A 17,586-nucleotide genomic window follows, 5' to 3' on the forward strand; every position below is an offset into this window, starting at 1 on the left:
GGAAATGACTAGTTGACCAGGAAGTTCTGACGCAACAGCGTCGCCCGAGTCAGGGCGACCAACTCATCGAGTTGCACATCGGGCCTTTCCGTTAAATAAGACAAACAGAACCTGGCCGGTGCGATGGGTGGGTGACTGGGCAATACTTTCAACATGTCCACTGCCAACATGTCTCGAATTAGCGGAACAGGAAGAATACCAATAGCATGTCCGGCAGAGATCATCTTGGCAATGAATGCCAGGGAATTACTGGAGTGAAAAGCCTCGGACACATTCCCCCCTTCTTTCAACCAGCGCTCAACGACCGAGTACAGGGTCGAGGGTGCGGAGTGCGTCACGATCGGATAGGCGCCGGCATGCTCCGGTAGAAATGCCCCGCCTTCAATGTCCAGCTGTGCGGCGGCCACCCACTGGAAGGTCATCCAGCCCAGAAAGATGTCAGTGACATCGTCTCGCGTCATCGGATTGGTCAGGAGTGCCAGGTCAAGCTCGTGATCATTGAGCTTTCGGTTAAGCACCGCCCCCACATCAATCGTGATTTCAAGGGTGATTTCTGGAAAGTGCGCCTTGATCTCGGCGATGACCGCGGTCAGCCCGACCATTGCCGAACACTCGTCAGCGCCGACGCGCAATCTGCGATTGTGCTTTTGCTTGGCCGCGAACTGCTCGAGCTTGATGCTGTTGTTGAGCGCCAACTCGGCATGTTGCAGGGCGATCAGGCCATCGGCGGTGATGATCATGCGTTGCTTGCTGCGGTCAAAAAGTTTCACGCTCAGCAGCGACTCCATCTCGCGAATTCGCGAAGAGATGGCCGGTTGTGTCAGATGAAGATGCCGCGAGGCAGCATGGACGCCGCCTAATCGAGCAGTCCAATAGAAGGCCTCGATCTGCATCAGGGTAATTCTCATGATAAAAATCGTCCTGGCGTTGATTCGTTGATTTTTATTATCGCATTGGATTCGTGCTTGTTAGGCTGCACTGACTGTATCAGACATTCATCAAAAACAAGTAAATCCCAGCATGTATATTATTAAAGAACTACCGCAACAGATCGCCACGGAAGAACTTTCTATTCTTCTTGCGGCCGAGCCGGCAACCATCGGCCACTTCGTCACCAAAGGTATTTTAAGTACCCGTATAAAAGCCCATTTCCAAGACGTTAGAGCGGTTGGAACCGCTGTTACAGTGAGAATGCCTGGCGCCGATGGAGGCATTTTGCATTACGCGATGGGCTCCGCCAGGCCAGGTGACTTCCTGATCGTGGATCGTTGCGGTGAGCGGGTCACGGCAGCCATGGGCGGCGCCATGGCGTATGCAGCGAAGCAGGCCGGAATCGCCGGCATCGTCATTGACGGATTCGTCACCGACCTGAGCGAGTTGCGCCAGCATGGGGTTCCCATATGGTCTTGGGGCGCCAGTGCGATTACCACGCGGGTCAAGGGCGAAGAAGGTGAGTTTTGTACCCCGGTCCAATGTGGCGGTGTCGTGGTCCATCCCGGTGATGCGGTGGTAGCCGATGAGAACGGCATTGTCGTCATCACCCCGGGCGAGGTGCTCCCACTGGCGCGGCGCGCAATCGCGTTTCAGGAGAACGAAAAAATCACCTTGGCAAGACTGGCAAACGGCGAGAAATTCCCGGATGTCACAGGTTCAAGATCCATCATTGACGCCGCCACCCCGGGCCGATCCTGAAAAAAACAGACGCACGTTGCCGTTTCGTTTCTGCCATGTAGCTCCCTCAAAAAAACAACAGGACTACCATGAAACCGTACCCGATTTTCCTTCTGATCTTCGCCATGCTTTGCGGCCTGATCGGGCCCGCAGCCTTGGCGGACAATCAGGCGACCACCCACTTCAATGTGATTGGCGGTGGTAGCCACAATTACACCTTTCGCGCGGTGGAGAAGCCGTTCTGGAACAAGACCCTGCCCGACAGTTCTGGTGGCACCGTCACGGCGCGCCTCAGAGGGTTGTCGGAAAGCGGCCTCAAAGGCGCCGAGATGGTGCGCTTGATCCGCTCTGGCGCGGTTGAAATCGGCATGGGCGTCTTTGCTTTCGTGGCCGGTGATGACGCCTTTTTCGAAGGGATCGATCTGCCCGGCATGGCCGCCGATATTGAAACTTCCCATCGGGTTTCGACGGCGTTCAAGCCGGTGTTGGCAGAACGCATGGCCGAACGACATGGGGTCAAGCTGTTGGCGACGGTGCCCTATACGGCGCAAGTGTTCTTCTGTCGCGACCCCGTCAATTCCATCGCAGACCTCAAGGGACGCAAGATTCGCGTACGCGGGCGCAACATGTCCGAGTTGATCAACGCGCTTGGCGGATCGCCCATGACCTTGCCGTTCGCCGAGGTGGTGACCGCCATGCAGACCGGCGTCATTGACTGTGCGGTGACGGGCATTGGCTCAGGCAACGCCGCCAGGTGGTACGAGGTGGCCAACCACCTCTACAACCTGCCGGTGGACTGGTCGGTTGGTTTCTATGCCATTGGCTTGAAGCGCTGGCAGTCATTGCCCGAGCCTGTACAACGCCTGCTCCAGGCACAATCCCAGGTCTTGGAAGACCGGTTGTGGGAAGAAACCGCCAAAGAAAATCACTCTGCATTGGCCTGCAACATCGGCGCGCCTGACTGCCAGATTCACCGCCCGGCCCATATGCAGGTCAGCACGCCGACCAACGCCGAGAAGAAGGTTCTGCAGGAGGCCGTTCTCAGGATTGCCAACGACTGGGGCAAGCGTTGTGGTGCGCCGTGTATCGAGCGTTGGAATGCCACGGCAGGCGCGTCCCTTGGCGTGAGCCTGCACACCCCCTGAGCCGCGCCCATGCGTCGATCGCCAGTGGAGCTTGCGCGACAAAGCTTGTTGCGCGTTCTGAACGCCCCCACGTTTGCGGAGAACCCCATCCATGAAACGCACTGAATCTTCTGCTATCCGGCTCGTGAACAGCATTGCCAGGCTGAGCGCCTGGCTGGGCGGTATTGCCCTGATGGGCACCGCACTGATGATCGGCATTGACTTGATCCTGCGCAAGACCATCGGCCTGTCCATGGGCGGCGCCGACGAAATAGCCGGCTATGTCCTGGCCATTGTCAGCACCTGGGCGTTTCCCATCGCCCTGTTGAAGCGCTCCCATATCCGGGTGGACATCGTCTACTCGCACCTGCCCCTCGCATTCAGGACTTCTCTGGATCTGCTGGCGCTGAGCTGCATGGCGATTTTCGTCGGCATCGTGCTGTTCCACGCATGGGACGTGCTGTGGGATTCCATCCAGTACCGCTCGACTTCCACCACACCGCTGCAAATCCCGCAGTGGGTGCCTCAATCCGCCTGGTTCGCCGGCTACCTGTTCTTTACCCTGACCATCGTTGTGCTGGGCTGCGCCAGCGTGATCCAGCTACGCCAGCAACGATGGGCGTCGATCGGTGCGCTGATCGGCATCAATTCCGTCGAGGAGGGCATTCAAGAAGAAACCCACCGTCCCGCACCAGGGCACACAACGACCCCGTCGAATGGAGCGCACTAAATGCTCGCCTTTACCCTCTTCACCCTACTGGCCCTGCTTGGCTTGAGCGTGGCTGCGGCGGTCAGCGTCGGCTTGCTGGGCCTTTCGTTGTCAGAGCTGTTCTCGACATTGCCGCTCAGCAACGCCATAGGCGAAATTGCCTGGAGCACCAGCGCCGAATTCTTGTTGGTCGCGATTCCGCTCTACATACTCATGGGTGAGCTACTGGTGTGTTCAGGCGTCGCCGGGCGCATGTACGGTGCCGTCGCCAAGTGGCTTTCGTGGTTGCCCGGTGGCTTGATGAATTCGAACATAGGCGCCTCGGCACTGTTCTCGGCAACCAGCGGCTCCAGCGTGGCGACCGCCGCCACCATCTCGACCCTCGCCCTGCCGGAGCAGGAACGCAAAGGCTACCCTGCCCCGCTGTTCCTCGGCTCGATTGCCGCCGGCGGTACGCTCGGCATTTTGATTCCGCCCTCGATCAACATGATTCTGTTCGCGCTGATCGCCAATCTCTCGGTGCCCAAGCTGTACTTGGCGGCTACGATCCCGGGCATCCTGCTCAGCTTCATGTTCGTGGCGATCATCGTGTTGGCGTGCCTTATCCGTCCCGAATTGGGCGGCAAGAAGGAACACTCGACCTGGGCCGAACGACGGGACAGCATTCCGGACCTGCTGCCGCCGTTGGCCATCTTCGCCTTGGTGGTCGGCGCCATCTACAGCGGTTTCGCGACCGCCAGTGAATCGGCGGCCTTGGGTGTCATCGCCGCGTTCGCCCTGGGCCTGTGGCGGCGCGCCTTTACCTGGCAGAACCTGGCGCAAGCCTTCGAGTCCACCATGCGCACGACCGGGATGATCATCTTCATTACCTTGTCGGCGTTCTTCCTCAATTTCGTGCTGTCATCCATCGGGCTGACAGCAACCCTGGTCAGTTTCGTGATGGGCCTCGACATGTCGCCGATGGGCACGCTGCTGGCGATCATCGTGTTCTACATCATCCTCGGCTGCTTCATGGACACGCTGGCCATGTTGATCACCACCGCACCGCTGGTGGTGCCAGTCATTGTCGCCTTGGGTTTCGATCCGCTGTGGTTCGGCGTGATACTGATCATCCTGTGCGAAATGGGACAAATCACCCCGCCATTCGGGATGAATCTGTTCGTGGTGCAAAGTATTCGTAACAAAGGCAAGTTCCTGGATGTGGTCTACGGCACCTTGCCTTTCTGTTTCGTATTACTTGTGCTGATCGCGCTCTTGATCCTGTTTCCGCAGATCGCGCTTTGGCTTCCGCAATTTGCTTGATTCGAGCAAGGCGCTATAGGGGGCGGCGGGTGCGCGCCCCATTTGGCTCGAGCCGGTTCACTGCCCGGCTGAAAACTGACCATTTGATGAACTCACGCAGACCAATCCCTTCTATAAACAACGTTCGTATCTTTCCCACGTCCTAGGTATGCTCGCCCTCAAAGCCGATGACCGAAAAACGGGATGCCAGCCCAAGCCCTTGCTGCCCAGGCACAGCGTATGGAGCCGTATCCTCAAGGATGTTGAACGATGAGTAACCCCACGCTGGATATCAGCAGCTTGACGCCATTGCCGTACCACCAGCAGGTGGTGAATTACCTGAAGACCAGCGAGCCGGCTGTCTGGAGTTGGGCCTCCTCGCTGGGGGTTCAGCAGGAACACGCGCAAGAAGTGCGCGCGCAGCTGCTGCGCGATACGTACCGACTCCATCCGGACACGCATCCCGACGCTTATCAAGCCTGCGATACCGCGCTCCAGCGCTTGCACATCCAGGCGCCGGCCACGCTGTACCAGGCCGGCGATGGCGGCATGAATGCCAGTCTCTATTACCTCGCCGGTGAAGTGCATGTGGTGTTCTACGGCCCGATCCTCGAGCGTCTCGACGCCCAGGAATTGCTCGCGCTCTTGGGGCATGAGCTGGCGCATTACCGGCTGTGGTCCGAGCATGACGGCGACTACCTGACTGCCGAGCGCATCCTCAACCACACCCTGGCCGATGTTTATACGCCGGCGAGCCTGGAACAAACCGCCCGCTTGTATAGCCTGCACACCGAAATCTACGCGGACCGAGGTGCGGCATTGGTGGCCAGTGGGCCCGAGGCGGCAATCACCACACTGGTCAAGGTGCACACCGGTATTGTCACGGTCAATGCCGCCAGTTACTTGCAACAGGCCAAGGAACTGGACGGTAACGACGCGCAACTGTCCCGGGGCGTGTCCCACCCGGAGACCTTCCTGCGCTCGCAGGCACTGGACAGTTGGTGGCAGCAGATCCCGGACATTGACGCCTGGCTGCACCGCCGCCTGCGTGGACCGTTGTCGCTCAACCGCCTGGATGTGACTGACCAGGTCGAGCTCACCGCCCTCACCCGCCGTTTTATCGCCAGTTTCATCAATGTGCCGGCCTTGCAGTCAGAGGCTGTCGGCAACCAGGTGCGCGGTTTCTTTCCCGATTGGAAAGACACCGAAACACCACTGGACCTCAGTACCCTGGACGTCGAGCGCATTGACGCGAGCATCCACGAGTACCTGCATTTCATCATGCTCGACTTGTGTCTGGTGGACCGCGATCTGCGGGATGATGCCTTGCTGCATGCCGCACGCACCGCGAAGAAACTGGGCAGCGCCGACGACTTTATCAACGTGCTCAAGCGCGATATCAAACTCCCCAAACGCGAGCTCGACCCGCTCATTCGCGCGCTCAAGGCGGAGGTCGACACATGGACCCAATGAATCAGCCAGTAACGTTCAAGCAATTACTCCTGAGCCACGACGGCGCTGCGGTGCCGATCGATGATGTGCTGTTCCTGATGCTGCCGCTGCTGCGGCAAGTGGCCCAACTGCATGAACTCGGCCGTGTGGCCCATTTGGGTTACCTCGACGTCATCCAGGGGCCCGAGCGCACCTTGCAACTGCGCAACCCTGAAGGCCTGTCGCCGCGCCTGGCGCTGGAAGCCATCAAGCAGGTGCAGCCCAACCCGGAATCGGCGCTGAACATCATCGGCAATGTGCGCTTGACCCGCGATTCGAAAGACGGCGTGGCGATTGCCGATTTGCAGGTCCAGGACGATCCGCACCAGGCCATCGACCATCCCGTGTTTCTCACCGAGCTGCACAGCTGGGAACACAGCCTGGGTCATCACGACGAAATCACCGACATCTTCCAGTTGGGCCAGTTGCTGGCGTGCCTGGCCTGCGGCCTGGATTTCGCCGACCTCGACGACCTCAAATCCTTTGCCCGGCATCGACGCAACCTGTTCCAGCTCAACGGCCGGCTCAACCCGGTGCTGGCGAACCTCATCAATGAGATGACCGAGCTCAACCGCCACGAGCGCGCCACCGACGTCGGCTCACTGGCGCGGCGCCTGGAAACCTGGCGCGAACAACCGGCCAGTCTCGACGTTGAGCGGGTGCTGGCCGAGGCCGAAGGCCCGGCCTCGCGGCGTACCGTGGTGCTGGAGCACCTGCGCAATCGGCTGTTCGACCTGTCCCGGCGCAATCGCCTGCTGTACTTCCGTCCCACCCAGGCCAACATCAACCTCACCGTGGCGAGCGTGCCGCTGGTGATGCGCATCGAAAGTATCCGCCCGGAAGCGTTGTGCACCTGGCAAGCGAGCTTTGGCGGCTTTTCCGAGCAGGTGCTGAGCGGCAACCCAGTGGGCTTGCAGCAATGGCTGCGCTTTGAAGACCAGGCATGGTTGCAGACGTCCCTGGAGCGCATCATTCAGGAAACCCGTCGCGACCGTGCCGAGTTTGGTTTCAGCAACCTGCGCCTGGTGGTGGCGTTCATGCGCTGGCATAACCTCAAGGACACGCCGGATGAACGCATCGTCACGCCGCTGCTGTGGCTATCGGTGGAGCTGAGCCGGAAAAAGGGCGTGCGCGACCAGTTTGTGCTCAAGTGCGATGAGACCGAGGCCGAGTTCAATCCGGTGCTGCGTCACCAACTGCGCCAGCTCTACGACATCCAGCTACCGGAAACCGTGGACCTGCAGACGACGTCCCTGGAGACCATTCACGCCGACATCGCCCGGCAGATCAAACTGACTGAGCCGGGCGTCGAACTGCGTCTGCAAAGCAAACCGCAAATCGAGCTGATCCATCAGAAAGCGGTCCAGCACCTGCACCACTTCCAGCGCCGCCGCGCCCGCCAGCGCTCGGCCGTGCCGCCGGTGAAACCAGACTTCAGCTACGACCGCGAGGACTATCGCCCTCTGGGCTTGCAGTTGTTCCGGGAAAAGGTCCTGCCCAGCGATTTGCCCCTGCGCAGTGCCGTCGGCGCCAAGCCTGCGGTGCGCACCCAGCACCCGCAAATGGTGGCGAGCAGCACCGAGAGCAGCACCTACGCCCTGCCCCAGGATCAAGGGCATCGTTATGCCTGGGATATCGACCTGACCCAGGTCACCCTGGCGAATTTCAATTACCGCAAAATGTCGCTGGTACGCGACTACGCGCAATTGATCGAGGAACCGGCCCAGAACGAGGCGTTCGACCGGATGTTCTCCATCGAACCCCGGGAGATCGAAGTCCAGGCGCCAGACCCGATCCCGCTGCCGGAGCAATGGAACGTCGTCGCCGGCGATGCCACGCAGAACGCCGCCGTCAGTCTGGCGCGAACCGGGCGCAACTTTATCATTCAAGGGCCACCGGGCACCGGCAAGTCCCAGACCATCACCAACCTGATCGCCGATTACGCCGGCCGCGGCCTGCGGGTGCTGTTTGTTTGCGAAAAGCGTGCGGCGCTGGACGTGGTGTTCCATCGCTTGCAACAGAGTGAACTGGGTGAGCTGTGCTGCCTGATCCACGACTCCCAGAGCGACAAGAAAGCCTTCGTCGGCAACCTGCGCGAATGTTATGAGCGCTGGATCGCTGGCGATGCCCAGTCATCACAGCTGCAAGCAAGACGCAGCGCCGTTCTCGCTACCATGACTCAACAGTTGGACCTGATCGAGCGCTTCGAGCAGGCCATGGCCGGGGTTCCGCAAACCCTGGCGTGTTCAGTGCGCGAGCTGGTGCGGCACTTGATCGAACTGCCCGGCGCTGCTTCAAAACTGCCCCCCGAAGCCCTGGAGCGCCTGCCTGAATGGCGTCGTTGGCAGTCACAAAGCGAACTGACTGGGCGGCTGTACCAGGCCATGACCGAGCGCTTCGGCCTCGACAGTTTTGCGCGCCACCCTTTCAGTCGCCTGGCCTCAAATGTCATCACCCACGAACATGCCTATGGCCAGCTCAAGGCCTTCCTGGATGAAGCCAGCGGGCTGATGGACAGCGTCGAGCCACTGCTGGAGTCATCGTCGAGCCTGTTGTCCAGTGACACCGGCCTGGTTGATGCACAGGTCCTGACCCTGGCGGCCGAGCAAATGACCGGCTCCAACCTCGCCTCCCACCTCGACCTGTTGGAACCCGGTTCAGCGGGCTCCCTGGCACTGCACGCTGAGCACGCCGCCTTGCAGGCGCTGACCGTGCAGCAACACGGCATCCGCGAGACGAACCGCCACTGGCGCGACAAGCTCGACGCGCAAGATACCCAAGCGGCCCGAGCCCTGGTGCAACGCCTGGAAGGGTCGTTGCTGCGTTGGCTGCAACCGGCCTGGTGGCAACTGCGTAGCGAACTGCAACGGCGCTATGACTTCAGTCAACACGCCATACGCCCAAGTTATCGCAGCGTGCTCGACAACCTTGCTGGCGAACACGTGGTCAATGTCCAGCTACAGGTCGAGCAACAGCGCCTGCAAGGTCTCTATGGCGTGCAAGACGTCGACGTCTTTGTGCAAAATCTGCACGCCTTGCTGCAACAACTGAACACCTCGCCCCTGTTGCGTCAATGGATCGAACGCCTGCGCCGCAGCCCTGAAGCCTTGCCCGCTGTGCGCCAGGAGGCCAACCTGCGTCAGCCAGTGGCGCGCCTGGCCCAACTCGTCGGTCAGTACTGCGTGTTCGAATCGGCACCGAGCCTGGGGACGTTGGCCGAGTATCTGCGCGACCTACGCGAAGAACTCGACGAACTGCCCGATAGCCTGCCCTTGCTCAATGAACTGCATCAGGCCGATCCGGTCTGTCTGCTGGCTTTGCAACAGCACGCCCTGGTGCAGCGATCGCTTGATGCCTTGATTGCCCAGGAGAACCTGACCCGCCTGTATCGCGCCAACCCGCATCTGGCCCGCTTCGACGGCGCGGCGTTGAGCCTGGCGACCCACCAGGTCAGCCAGGCCGAAAACAGCCTGCTCAAACACAATGCCCATGTCCTCAGCGCCACGTTGCAGCAGCGTTTCCTCGAACATGTGAAACAGTCGGCCATGTCGGTGACCCAACTGGATGCCGCGGCCCGTGAGTTCAAGAAAGCCTATGCCAAAGGCCGCCGCGAGCTGGAGCACGAGTTGGGCAAGACCATGCGTTATCGCTCCATCCGCGAACTGGCCAGCGGCGACAGTGGCCGGGTGATCAATGACCTCAAGCCCATCTGGCTGATGAGCCCGTTGTCGGTGTCCGACACCCTGCCCCTCGCCCCGGACCTGTTCGACGTGGTGATCTTCGACGAAGCCAGCCAAATCCCCAGCGAGGAAGCCGTGCCCGCCCTGAGCCGCGCGCAGCAGGTGATTGTGGTGGGCGATGAGATGCAATTGCCACCGACCAACTTCTTCTCCAGTGGCGGCGACCAGGACGACAATGAGTTGATTGCCATGGAGGACGGCGAGCAGATCGAGATCAACCTCGACGCCGACAGCCTGCTGAGCCAGGCCGCACGCAATCTGCCGGCCACCCTGCTGGCCTGGCACTACCGCAGTCGGCACGAAGCGCTGATCAGTTTTTCCAACGCGGCCTTCTATGAAGGGCGACTGATCACGATCCCCGACCGCCGGATCGAGCGCCCGGCCCCGGCCAACGGGCCACTGGACTCCAGCGATGAACAGGCGGTCATCCAGGGCACCGATACCTTGCTCGACAACCCTATCAGCTTCCTGAAAATGCGCGATGGCGTGTACCTCAGCCGCAGCAACGTGGCCGAGGCGCGTTACATCGCCAACCTGGTGCGTGAATTGCTGCAACGCGAGACAGGCCTGAGCCTGGGCATCGTGGCGTTTTCCGAAGCGCAGCAAGGGGAAATAGAACAGGCGCTGGAGAACCTTGCGGCCAGTGACCCGGCCTTCGCCACGCGCCTTGAGCGCGAATACGTGCGTGAAGACGCCGGGCAATTCAACGGCCTGTTCGTCAAGAACCTGGAAAACGTCCAGGGTGACGAACGTGACGTGATCATCCTGAGCATCTGCTATGCGCCAGGGCCGAACGGCAAAATGCTGATGAACTTCGGCCCGATCAATCAGCGCGGCGGGGAAAAACGCCTCAACGTGATTTTCAGCCGCGCGCGCAAACGCATGGCGATCATTTCCAGCATCGAGGCCGATGCCATCACCAACACCCACAACGACGGTGCTGCAGCCCTTCGTGCCTTCCTGCAATTTGCCCAGGCCAGCGCCAACGGAGACGCGCCGCGCTCCCAGGGCATCCTGGCCAACCTCAATCCGGGGGCCAAGCAGTCCTTTGCCGTCACCCTGCCCAAGGACAGCCTGCGCGCCGCCCTCGCCAGCGCCCTGCGCAAACGCGGGCACGAGGTGCAAGAGTCTGTCGGGCGTTCGCAATTCCGCTGCGACCTGGCGATCAGCGATGCCAGCGGCGAACACTTCAGCCTCGGTATCCTGCTCGATAGCGACGCGTCGGCGACGGCGAACGTGCGCGAACGTTATGTGTTCCGGCCGACCGTGCTGCGCAGTTTTGGCTGGAAGATCATCGACGTACTCAGCCATGACTGGCTGCGGGATCGTGAAGAGGTGCTGAACCGGATCGAAGCCCTGCTTCGTGGTGAAGAGGCGCCCGTGTTGTTGGAGCCGGAGCCGGAAGTGGAAAGCGTCGACACCGAACCGCCAGCGGAGCCTGTCGCTGAACCGGCAACCTCAATGCGTGAGTTCACCTTTGGTGAAGGCAACTCCAACAAGTTCTGGCGCATCGGCGTCACGGCGACGGATGTGGTGGTCAACTTCGGCCGCATGGGGACCAAGGGCCAGACCCTGATCAAGTCTCTGGAGAGCCCCGAACGTGCACTGCGGGAAGCTGAAAAGCTGATCGCGGAAAAACTGCGCAAGGGTTATCAGGAGCAAACGGCGCCGTAAGCCTCGACGATAGAGTTCGGACACCAGGCAATCACGTGCAACCTCTGGAGACATCATGCCAGACCCAACCGGACAGAACCCCGTGGCCCTTGTCAGTGGGGTTGGAAGCGAGATCGGAATCGGCATGGCGATCGCCCGCAGGCTTGGCGCGGCGGGAGCCAGGCTGATCGTCACCGCCAGCAGTGCGCGAATCAATGATCGAGTCGCAGAACTGCGCGCCGAAGGGTTCGAAGTCGAAGGCCGGGCCCTCGATCTTACCGATGAAAGCCAGGTTCGTGAGTTCATGGCGTGGGCGGAGTCCCTCTGGGGCCAGATCGATATCCTGGTCAACAACGCGGGCATGGCCATGCAAGGCAGCCCGGAGTTTTTTTCCGACTTGGCAAGCATGGATCTGCACACCTGGAACCTGACGCTGGCGCGAAACCTGACCACGGCCTTTCTTCTTACACGGGCTGTTCTGCCCGGCATGCGGGCGCGCCGTTACGGGCGCATCGTCAACATCAGTTCCACTACCGGCACCCGCTGCAGCAACCCCGGTGAAGCGGCCTACAGCGCCGCGAAGGCCGCTATGGTCGGAATGAGCATGAGCCTGGCGCTGGAAGTCGCCCAGCAAGGGATCACTGTAAACAGCGTCGCTCCCGGCTGGATCACCACGGGATCGACCACTACAGAGGAAGCCAAAGCGGCCGGTTACACGCCGATGGGCCGCGCCGGACGTCCCGAAGAGGTCGCTGCACTGGTGGCTTTCCTTGCCTCTTCAGAGGCGAGCTACCTCACTGGCGAAGTCATCGTGGTGGATGGCGGAAACTGCCTGGTCGAGAACAAGGCTCCTTGATCTGAACAGGTTCCAGACATTCGCCACGATTCGCGTCATAGGCCCGGCAACCGCTCGGCGTTACCGTGAGCGATGAGCGCCTGTCCGCATCAGTGATAGGCAGGAGTTTTCCCCTGTGGGAGCGAGCTTGCTCGCGATAGCGGGGGTCCAGCTACATGGATGCTGGATTGGCTGCCCTCATCGCGAGCAAGCTCGCTCCCACAGGGAATGGGGTATATCGCCGATGAGTCACTTGAACAATTCACTGCTCATGAAATCAATGAACACCCGCAGTTTCGGCGCCAGGTGCTTGCTTGAAGGCCAGAGCATGCGGAAGGTGCTCTGATGCCGATTGAAGTCATCGAGGACGGTGACCAGTTCACCGCTGGCGATGGCATCGCGCACAGTGAAGTCCGGCACGCAGGCAATCCCCAATGCATCGCGCACGACGTACAGCAACGCCTCGGTGGTGTTGCAGACCAGGGTCGCCGGCAAGTTGAGATCCGGCTGCCCTTCCCCGTTTATCGGCCAGACCTGCATCCTGCCAGTGCTGGGAAACTTGTATAACAGGCAGGCATGGCGCAGCAGATCCGTCGGCACCTGCGGCGTGCCGTGTTCGGCGAGGTACCGGGGCGAACCGACCACGACGAGCTTGAACGCGCCCAACGGGCGGGACATCAGCCGGGAGTCGTTCGGTTCTCCAGTCCGAATGACGGCATCGAAACCTTCCTCGATGATGTCCACCAGCCTGTCGGAGAAATCCAGGTCCAGTTCGATACTGGGGTAGCGGCGCATGAAGGCCATCAGCGTCGGCATGACCAGGTCTGCAACCAGTGGCAAACTCACCCGCAGTTTGCCCCGCGGCGCTTTGCGGGTTTCCGACAACTCCAGTTCGGCCGCTTCGACTTCGCAGAGAATACGCCGGCAACGCTCGAGGAAAAGCGTCCCTTCCGCCGTCAGCGTGATACTGCGCGTGCTGCGATGAAACAGCCGCACACCCAGCCGTTCCTCGAGCCGGGCGACGCTTTTGCCCACCGCCGAAGACGAAATGCCAAGCGCCCTGCCCGCCTCTGAAAAGCTGCGGGTTTCGGCCGCGCGAACAAAAAAATCAATCCCGCTCAGTGACTCCACGCCAGGCTCCCATTACGGACATTTTTTCCGATGTGTTGCGCACTCTAGCATTCTTGTCTCGCAAAGAAGGGACCCTTACCGTAGTCGGCACTTATCAATCTGCGACTGACGCCGCTATCCGGCGGGCCAGAAGCGTTCCAAGCAGGTGACACATGACGATTGCCAATACCCATATCGACGCCGAGGACGAGGTCGTTCAAGACGCTGCGCCGCTCCCCATCGGGTCACTGTTTGCCCTCGCGCTGGCAGCGTTCGTGACCATTCTCACCGAAGCCTTGCCCGCCGGCCTTCTCTCACAGATCAGCGAAGGGCTGGCAATTTCCGAAGCCCTCGCCGGCCAGTTGGTCACGGTCTACGCGATAGGTTCCTTGCTGGCGGCCATTCCCTTGACGGCCGCGACCCAAGGCATGCGGCGCCGGCCGCTCTTGCTGTTGGCCATTGCCGGTTTTGCCGTGGCCAATACAGTCACGACGCTTTCGTCCCACTATGGCTTGACGATCGTTGCCCGCTTGCTGGGTGGCGTATCGGCCGGGCTGCTCTGGGCCTTGTTGGCCGGTTATGCCGCCCGCATGGTGCCCGAGAGCCAGAAAGGTCGGGCGATTGCGATAGCCATGGTTGGTGCACCCCTGGCGTTATCCCTGGGCGTACCGGCCGGCACCTTGCTCGGCAATTTGATCGGTTGGCGGATGAGTTTCGCCATCATGAGCTTGTTCGCCGTCGCCTTGATGGTCTGGGTACGACTCAAGGTGCCTGACTTTCCCGGGCAAACCACCGGCAAACGCCTTGCCCTGGGTCAGGTCTTCACCCTGCCGGGCGTTCGCTCGGTGTTGTTCGTGGTGTTGGCCTTTGTCCTGGCGCACAACATTCTCTTTACCTATATCGCGCCGTTCCTGATGACGACGGGCCTGGGCGAGCGGACCGACCTGGTTCTGCTGGTCTTCGGGGTCGCATCGTTGCTGGGCATCTGGGTCGTCGGCGTGCTGATCGATCACCATCTACGGGCATTGACCCTTGCGAGCACGGCGCTGTTCGCCATCTCGGCACTGACGCTAGGTGCCATGAGCGACAGCCCTGCCGCGATCTACATCGCGGTAGCGGCCTGGGGAATCGCCTTTGGAGGGGCCGGGACGTTGTTCCAGACGGCGATCGCCAAGACGGCCGGAGAGGCAGCGGATCTCGCCCAGTCGATGTTGGTCACGGCCTGGAACGTCGCCATTGCCGGGGGTGGGATCGTGGGGGGCGTCCTGCTCGATCACCTCGGTGTCGTTGCGTTTGCGCCGGTCCTGGTCATTCTCCTGTTGCTGACATTGGCGGTGGTGTGGTCTGCCAGGCAGTGCGGGTTTACCCAGAGCATTCAATGAGGATCGTGAGTCATCTTCGCTCAAGTCTCATGCTCGGCGGCCAACGCCGGGGTGGCGCTTGCCCGGTATTTCGACAGGCTTACCCAGGCCAGCGGTATCGCACTCAGGCAGGCCGCCGCAAACAGCCAGTGGGCCGCCGCCAGGGCATCGCCGCTCTGTCGGTAGATCAGGGTAATCAGCGCAGGCGTGGCACTGCCGAAGAGGGTCACCGATAAGGCGTAGGCCAGCGAGACACCCAGGGCCCTGACCTGCACCGGAAACAGCTCTGCCAGGGCTGCTGCAGCCGGCCCGGTGTAAAGCACCATCAGCACTGCCAGCCCACATTGGAAGCTGATCAGCGTCTGGAGACTGGGACTGTTGTTCAGCCATACGAACCCTGGGTAGGCACAGAGCGCGACCCCCACGGCACCGATGAGCATCACGGTGTAGCGCCCGATGCGGTCCGACAGCAGTGCCGTTAACGGACACAGCAGCGTGATGAGGCCGACCAGCACCAACCCCAGGTAGGCCTTGTTGCGCGGGAGTTCAAGCACCATCGATGCATAGGTCGGCATGAAGTTGATCAATTGTGTCGCGACCGTCCAGAGAACGACGATCAGCACCCCCCTCACGAGGTTGGGCAGATAGGGGCGAAGGTTAGGCCCCTTCCCGGCCAGCGCGTGCTTATCTTGATTATCGAGAAAGCGGCGCAGCGGCTCGCTTTCCTCGAGACTGCGACGAATTTTCAAGCCCGCCACCACGACCAGCAGTCCGAAGACATAGGGCACGCGCCAACCCCACTCATCCAACTGGGCGGGCGTCAGCGCGCTCGACAACAGACTCGCACTTAAACCGCATAGCAGGAATGATCCGGCTTGCGCCACCTGTTGGCTGGACGCAAATAACGCGCGGCGGTCCGCAGGTGCTGTCTCGACAAGATAGGCCAGCGCACCACCGATCTCTCCTCCTGCTGCAACCCCCTGCAATATGCGCGCGACGACAATGCTCAGCGGTGCCCACCAACCGATGGTCTCGTAGGTCGGGCATACGGCAATGATCAGGGTTCCGGCGCCCATCAGCATGATCGACAGCGTCAACGCGGCCTTGCGCCCCTGGCGATCGGCATAGCGCCCCATCAGCAGCGCGCCCAACGGCCGGGCCACGAAGCCGACGGCGAGTGCCAGGTAGGACGCGAGCAACGACATCAATGGATCGGATGCCGGAAAGAACGCCGCGGCGATCTGCAAGGCGAAGATCGCAAACAGGGTGAAGTCGAACCATTCCAGGGCGGCGCCCACGCTCACCGCGAGCACCAGTTTTCTGCGTTTGCGCCCCTGGCTATCCTGGGCTGTGGCGCTCATTGCGCACCCCCAGCGGGAAATGGAGGCAATGGCTCACAACGTGCCAGGCGGCGCAGGAACTGTTCACAGGCCTCAAGCTGAGCCAGGTCCACATACTCGTTCACCTTGTGCGCTTGCTTGATGCTCCCTGGGCCGCAGACGATCGTGGGGATCCCTGCGGCCTGAAACAGCCCGGCCTCGGTGCTGTACGCCACGCGTTGTTGGCCATGGGCCATTGAGCTAGCCTCGCGGACCCACTGCGCGAACGCCTGGTTGCCCTTCTCATCCAACCCCGGGGTGTGCAGCGTGTGGGAAAACTCGATGGACGCCGCCGCGGCGCGATCATCCATCTCACTGTGCATGGCCTGCTTGGCGTCGTCCTTGATCTGCACCAGCAGTTGCTCGGCATCGCAGCCGGGCAGGTAGCGAATCTCAAAGTCAAAGCTGCATTGACCAGGAATGACATTGCCAGCGACACCGCCATTGACCCGGCAGACCTGGACGGTGGTATACGGGACATCAAACCCGCTATCCAGTGGCCCTTGTGAAAGCCGCCTGGCCACTTGCTGAAGCTGCATCTGTACCCGCGCGGCATAGTCGATGGCGTTGACCCCCTCGCTCGGCAACGATGAGTGCGCCACCTTGCCATGGACGCAGCAATTGATTTCGTGACGCCCCTTGTGGCCGATCACCAACGCCATTGAAGTCGGCTCGCCGACAATGCAACCGGCGGGTTCCAGCTGTGCCTGGGAGATGAATGGGGCCAGATGTTTCGCCCCCATCGCCCCCACTTCTTCGTCATAGGACAAGGCCAGGTGAAAGCTTTGTCGTGCAGACGCCATCAGCTCGGGAACCATTGCCAGCACCACGGCGATGAACCCCTTCATGTCCGAACTGCCACGACCGTAGAGCCGATCCTGATCCAGGTGAGCGCTGAACGGATCCTGCGCCCAGGCCTGGCCCGCTACCGGCACCACGTCAGTATGTCCGGACAGGATGATGCCCCCGGGGCGCGGCGGTCCGAGACTGGCAAACAGGTTCGCCTTGCGCCCGGAGGCGTCCGGCAGAATCCGGGCCTGTACCCCGAAGCCGTGCAGGTAACCGCTCACCCATTCGATGAGGTCCAGATTGGAGCGGTCGCTGACCGAAGGAAAACCGATCAAGGTTCGTGCGATTTCCAACGTGCGTGCCAGCACGCTGCGGCCGTCATTCGAACACGCGTCTGCCGCCCCCTGCGCAAAGGCCAAGGAAAGAGTCATGGGATGCTCCAG

Annotated in this window: 12 protein-coding genes; 8 read left to right on the forward strand and 4 right to left on the reverse strand. The window is 61.1% G+C overall.

What is annotated here, in order from left to right:
• Positions 1–8: 8 nt before the first annotated feature.
• Positions 9–908 carry a LysR family transcriptional regulator gene (locus AB4O22_RS11155; RefSeq protein WP_223471526.1) on the reverse strand — a complete coding sequence of 300 codons (900 nt, stop codon included), beginning with the start codon at positions 906–908 and terminating at the stop codon, positions 9–11.
• Between the two features lie 112 nt (positions 909–1,020).
• On the opposite strand from AB4O22_RS11155, the gene AB4O22_RS11160 reads away from it, so the two are divergent.
• From AB4O22_RS11160 to AB4O22_RS11190, 7 genes are all read left to right on the forward strand, one after another.
• Positions 1,021–1,692, forward strand: coding sequence for an RraA family protein (locus tag AB4O22_RS11160; RefSeq protein ID WP_223471527.1), 672 nt, complete (start codon positions 1,021–1,023; stop codon positions 1,690–1,692).
• 68 nt (positions 1,693–1,760) lie between these two features.
• Complete coding sequence (locus AB4O22_RS11165) at positions 1,761–2,816, forward strand: TRAP transporter substrate-binding protein (RefSeq protein ID WP_460096328.1); 1,056 nt, start codon at positions 1,761–1,763, stop codon at positions 2,814–2,816.
• A gap of 91 nt (positions 2,817–2,907) precedes the next feature.
• Positions 2,908–3,525 (forward strand): TRAP transporter small permease subunit, encoded by a 618-nt coding sequence (locus AB4O22_RS11170; RefSeq protein WP_223471529.1) that lies wholly within the window; start codon positions 2,908–2,910, stop codon positions 3,523–3,525.
• Positions 3,526–4,806 (forward strand): TRAP transporter large permease, encoded by a 1,281-nt coding sequence (locus AB4O22_RS11175; RefSeq protein ID WP_223471530.1) that lies wholly within the window; start codon positions 3,526–3,528, stop codon positions 4,804–4,806.
• 249 nt (positions 4,807–5,055) lie between these two features.
• Complete coding sequence (locus AB4O22_RS11180; RefSeq protein WP_223471531.1) at positions 5,056–6,258, forward strand: M48 family metalloprotease; 1,203 nt, start codon at positions 5,056–5,058, stop codon at positions 6,256–6,258.
• Entirely contained in the window at positions 6,246–11,690 is a 5,445-nt protein-coding gene (locus AB4O22_RS11185) for an AAA domain-containing protein (protein WP_223471532.1), read from the forward strand. The genes AB4O22_RS11180 and AB4O22_RS11185 overlap by 13 nt, the downstream gene beginning before the upstream one ends.
• 55 nt (positions 11,691–11,745) lie before the next feature.
• Entirely contained in the window at positions 11,746–12,525 is a 780-nt protein-coding gene (locus AB4O22_RS11190) for an SDR family NAD(P)-dependent oxidoreductase (protein WP_223471533.1), read from the forward strand.
• A gap of 228 nt (positions 12,526–12,753) precedes the next feature.
• Here AB4O22_RS11190 and AB4O22_RS11195 read toward each other — a convergent pair whose 3' ends face one another.
• Positions 12,754–13,635 (reverse strand): LysR family transcriptional regulator, encoded by an 882-nt coding sequence (locus AB4O22_RS11195; RefSeq protein WP_003201875.1) that lies wholly within the window; start codon positions 13,633–13,635, stop codon positions 12,754–12,756.
• Between the two features lie 152 nt (positions 13,636–13,787).
• On the opposite strand from AB4O22_RS11195, the gene AB4O22_RS11200 reads away from it, so the two are divergent.
• Positions 13,788–14,996: an MFS transporter gene (locus AB4O22_RS11200; protein ID WP_223471534.1), complete on the forward strand. Its 1,209-nt coding sequence runs from the start codon at positions 13,788–13,790 to the stop codon at positions 14,994–14,996.
• Between the two features lie 20 nt (positions 14,997–15,016).
• On the opposite strand, the gene AB4O22_RS11205 is transcribed toward AB4O22_RS11200, so the two are convergent.
• Positions 15,017–16,336, reverse strand: coding sequence for an MFS transporter (locus AB4O22_RS11205; RefSeq protein WP_003201870.1), 1,320 nt, complete (start codon positions 16,334–16,336; stop codon positions 15,017–15,019).
• On the reverse strand, positions 16,333–17,574 hold the full coding sequence (argE, locus tag AB4O22_RS11210; protein WP_172681407.1) for an acetylornithine deacetylase: 1,242 nt from the start codon (positions 17,572–17,574) through the stop codon (positions 16,333–16,335). The genes AB4O22_RS11205 and argE overlap by 4 nt, the downstream gene beginning before the upstream one ends.
• Positions 17,575–17,586: the final 12 nt, after the last annotated feature.

This window comes from Pseudomonas sp. S3_B11, from assembly GCF_054667715.1.

Coding starts and splice junctions, on each gene's coding strand:
- AB4O22_RS11180 (WP_223471531.1), top strand. CDS start 5,056: ATGAGTAACCCCACGCTGGATATCAGCAGCTTGACGCCATTGCCGTAC.
- AB4O22_RS11170 (WP_223471529.1), top strand. CDS start 2,908: ATGAAACGCACTGAATCTTCTGCTATCCGGCTCGTGAACAGCATTGCC.
- AB4O22_RS11160 (WP_223471527.1), top strand. CDS start 1,021: ATGTATATTATTAAAGAACTACCGCAACAGATCGCCACGGAAGAACTT.
- AB4O22_RS11190 (WP_223471533.1), top strand. CDS start 11,746: ATGCCAGACCCAACCGGACAGAACCCCGTGGCCCTTGTCAGTGGGGTT.
- AB4O22_RS11175 (WP_223471530.1), top strand. CDS start 3,526: ATGCTCGCCTTTACCCTCTTCACCCTACTGGCCCTGCTTGGCTTGAGC.
- argE (WP_172681407.1), bottom strand. CDS start 17,574: ATGACTCTTTCCTTGGCCTTTGCGCAGGGGGCGGCAGACGCGTGTTCG.
- AB4O22_RS11205 (WP_003201870.1), bottom strand. CDS start 16,336: ATGAGCGCCACAGCCCAGGATAGCCAGGGGCGCAAACGCAGAAAACTG.
- AB4O22_RS11155 (WP_223471526.1), bottom strand. CDS start 908: ATGAGAATTACCCTGATGCAGATCGAGGCCTTCTATTGGACTGCTCGA.
- AB4O22_RS11185 (WP_223471532.1), top strand. CDS start 6,246: ATGGACCCAATGAATCAGCCAGTAACGTTCAAGCAATTACTCCTGAGC.
- AB4O22_RS11165 (WP_460096328.1), top strand. CDS start 1,761: ATGAAACCGTACCCGATTTTCCTTCTGATCTTCGCCATGCTTTGCGGC.
- AB4O22_RS11200 (WP_223471534.1), top strand. CDS start 13,788: ATGACGATTGCCAATACCCATATCGACGCCGAGGACGAGGTCGTTCAA.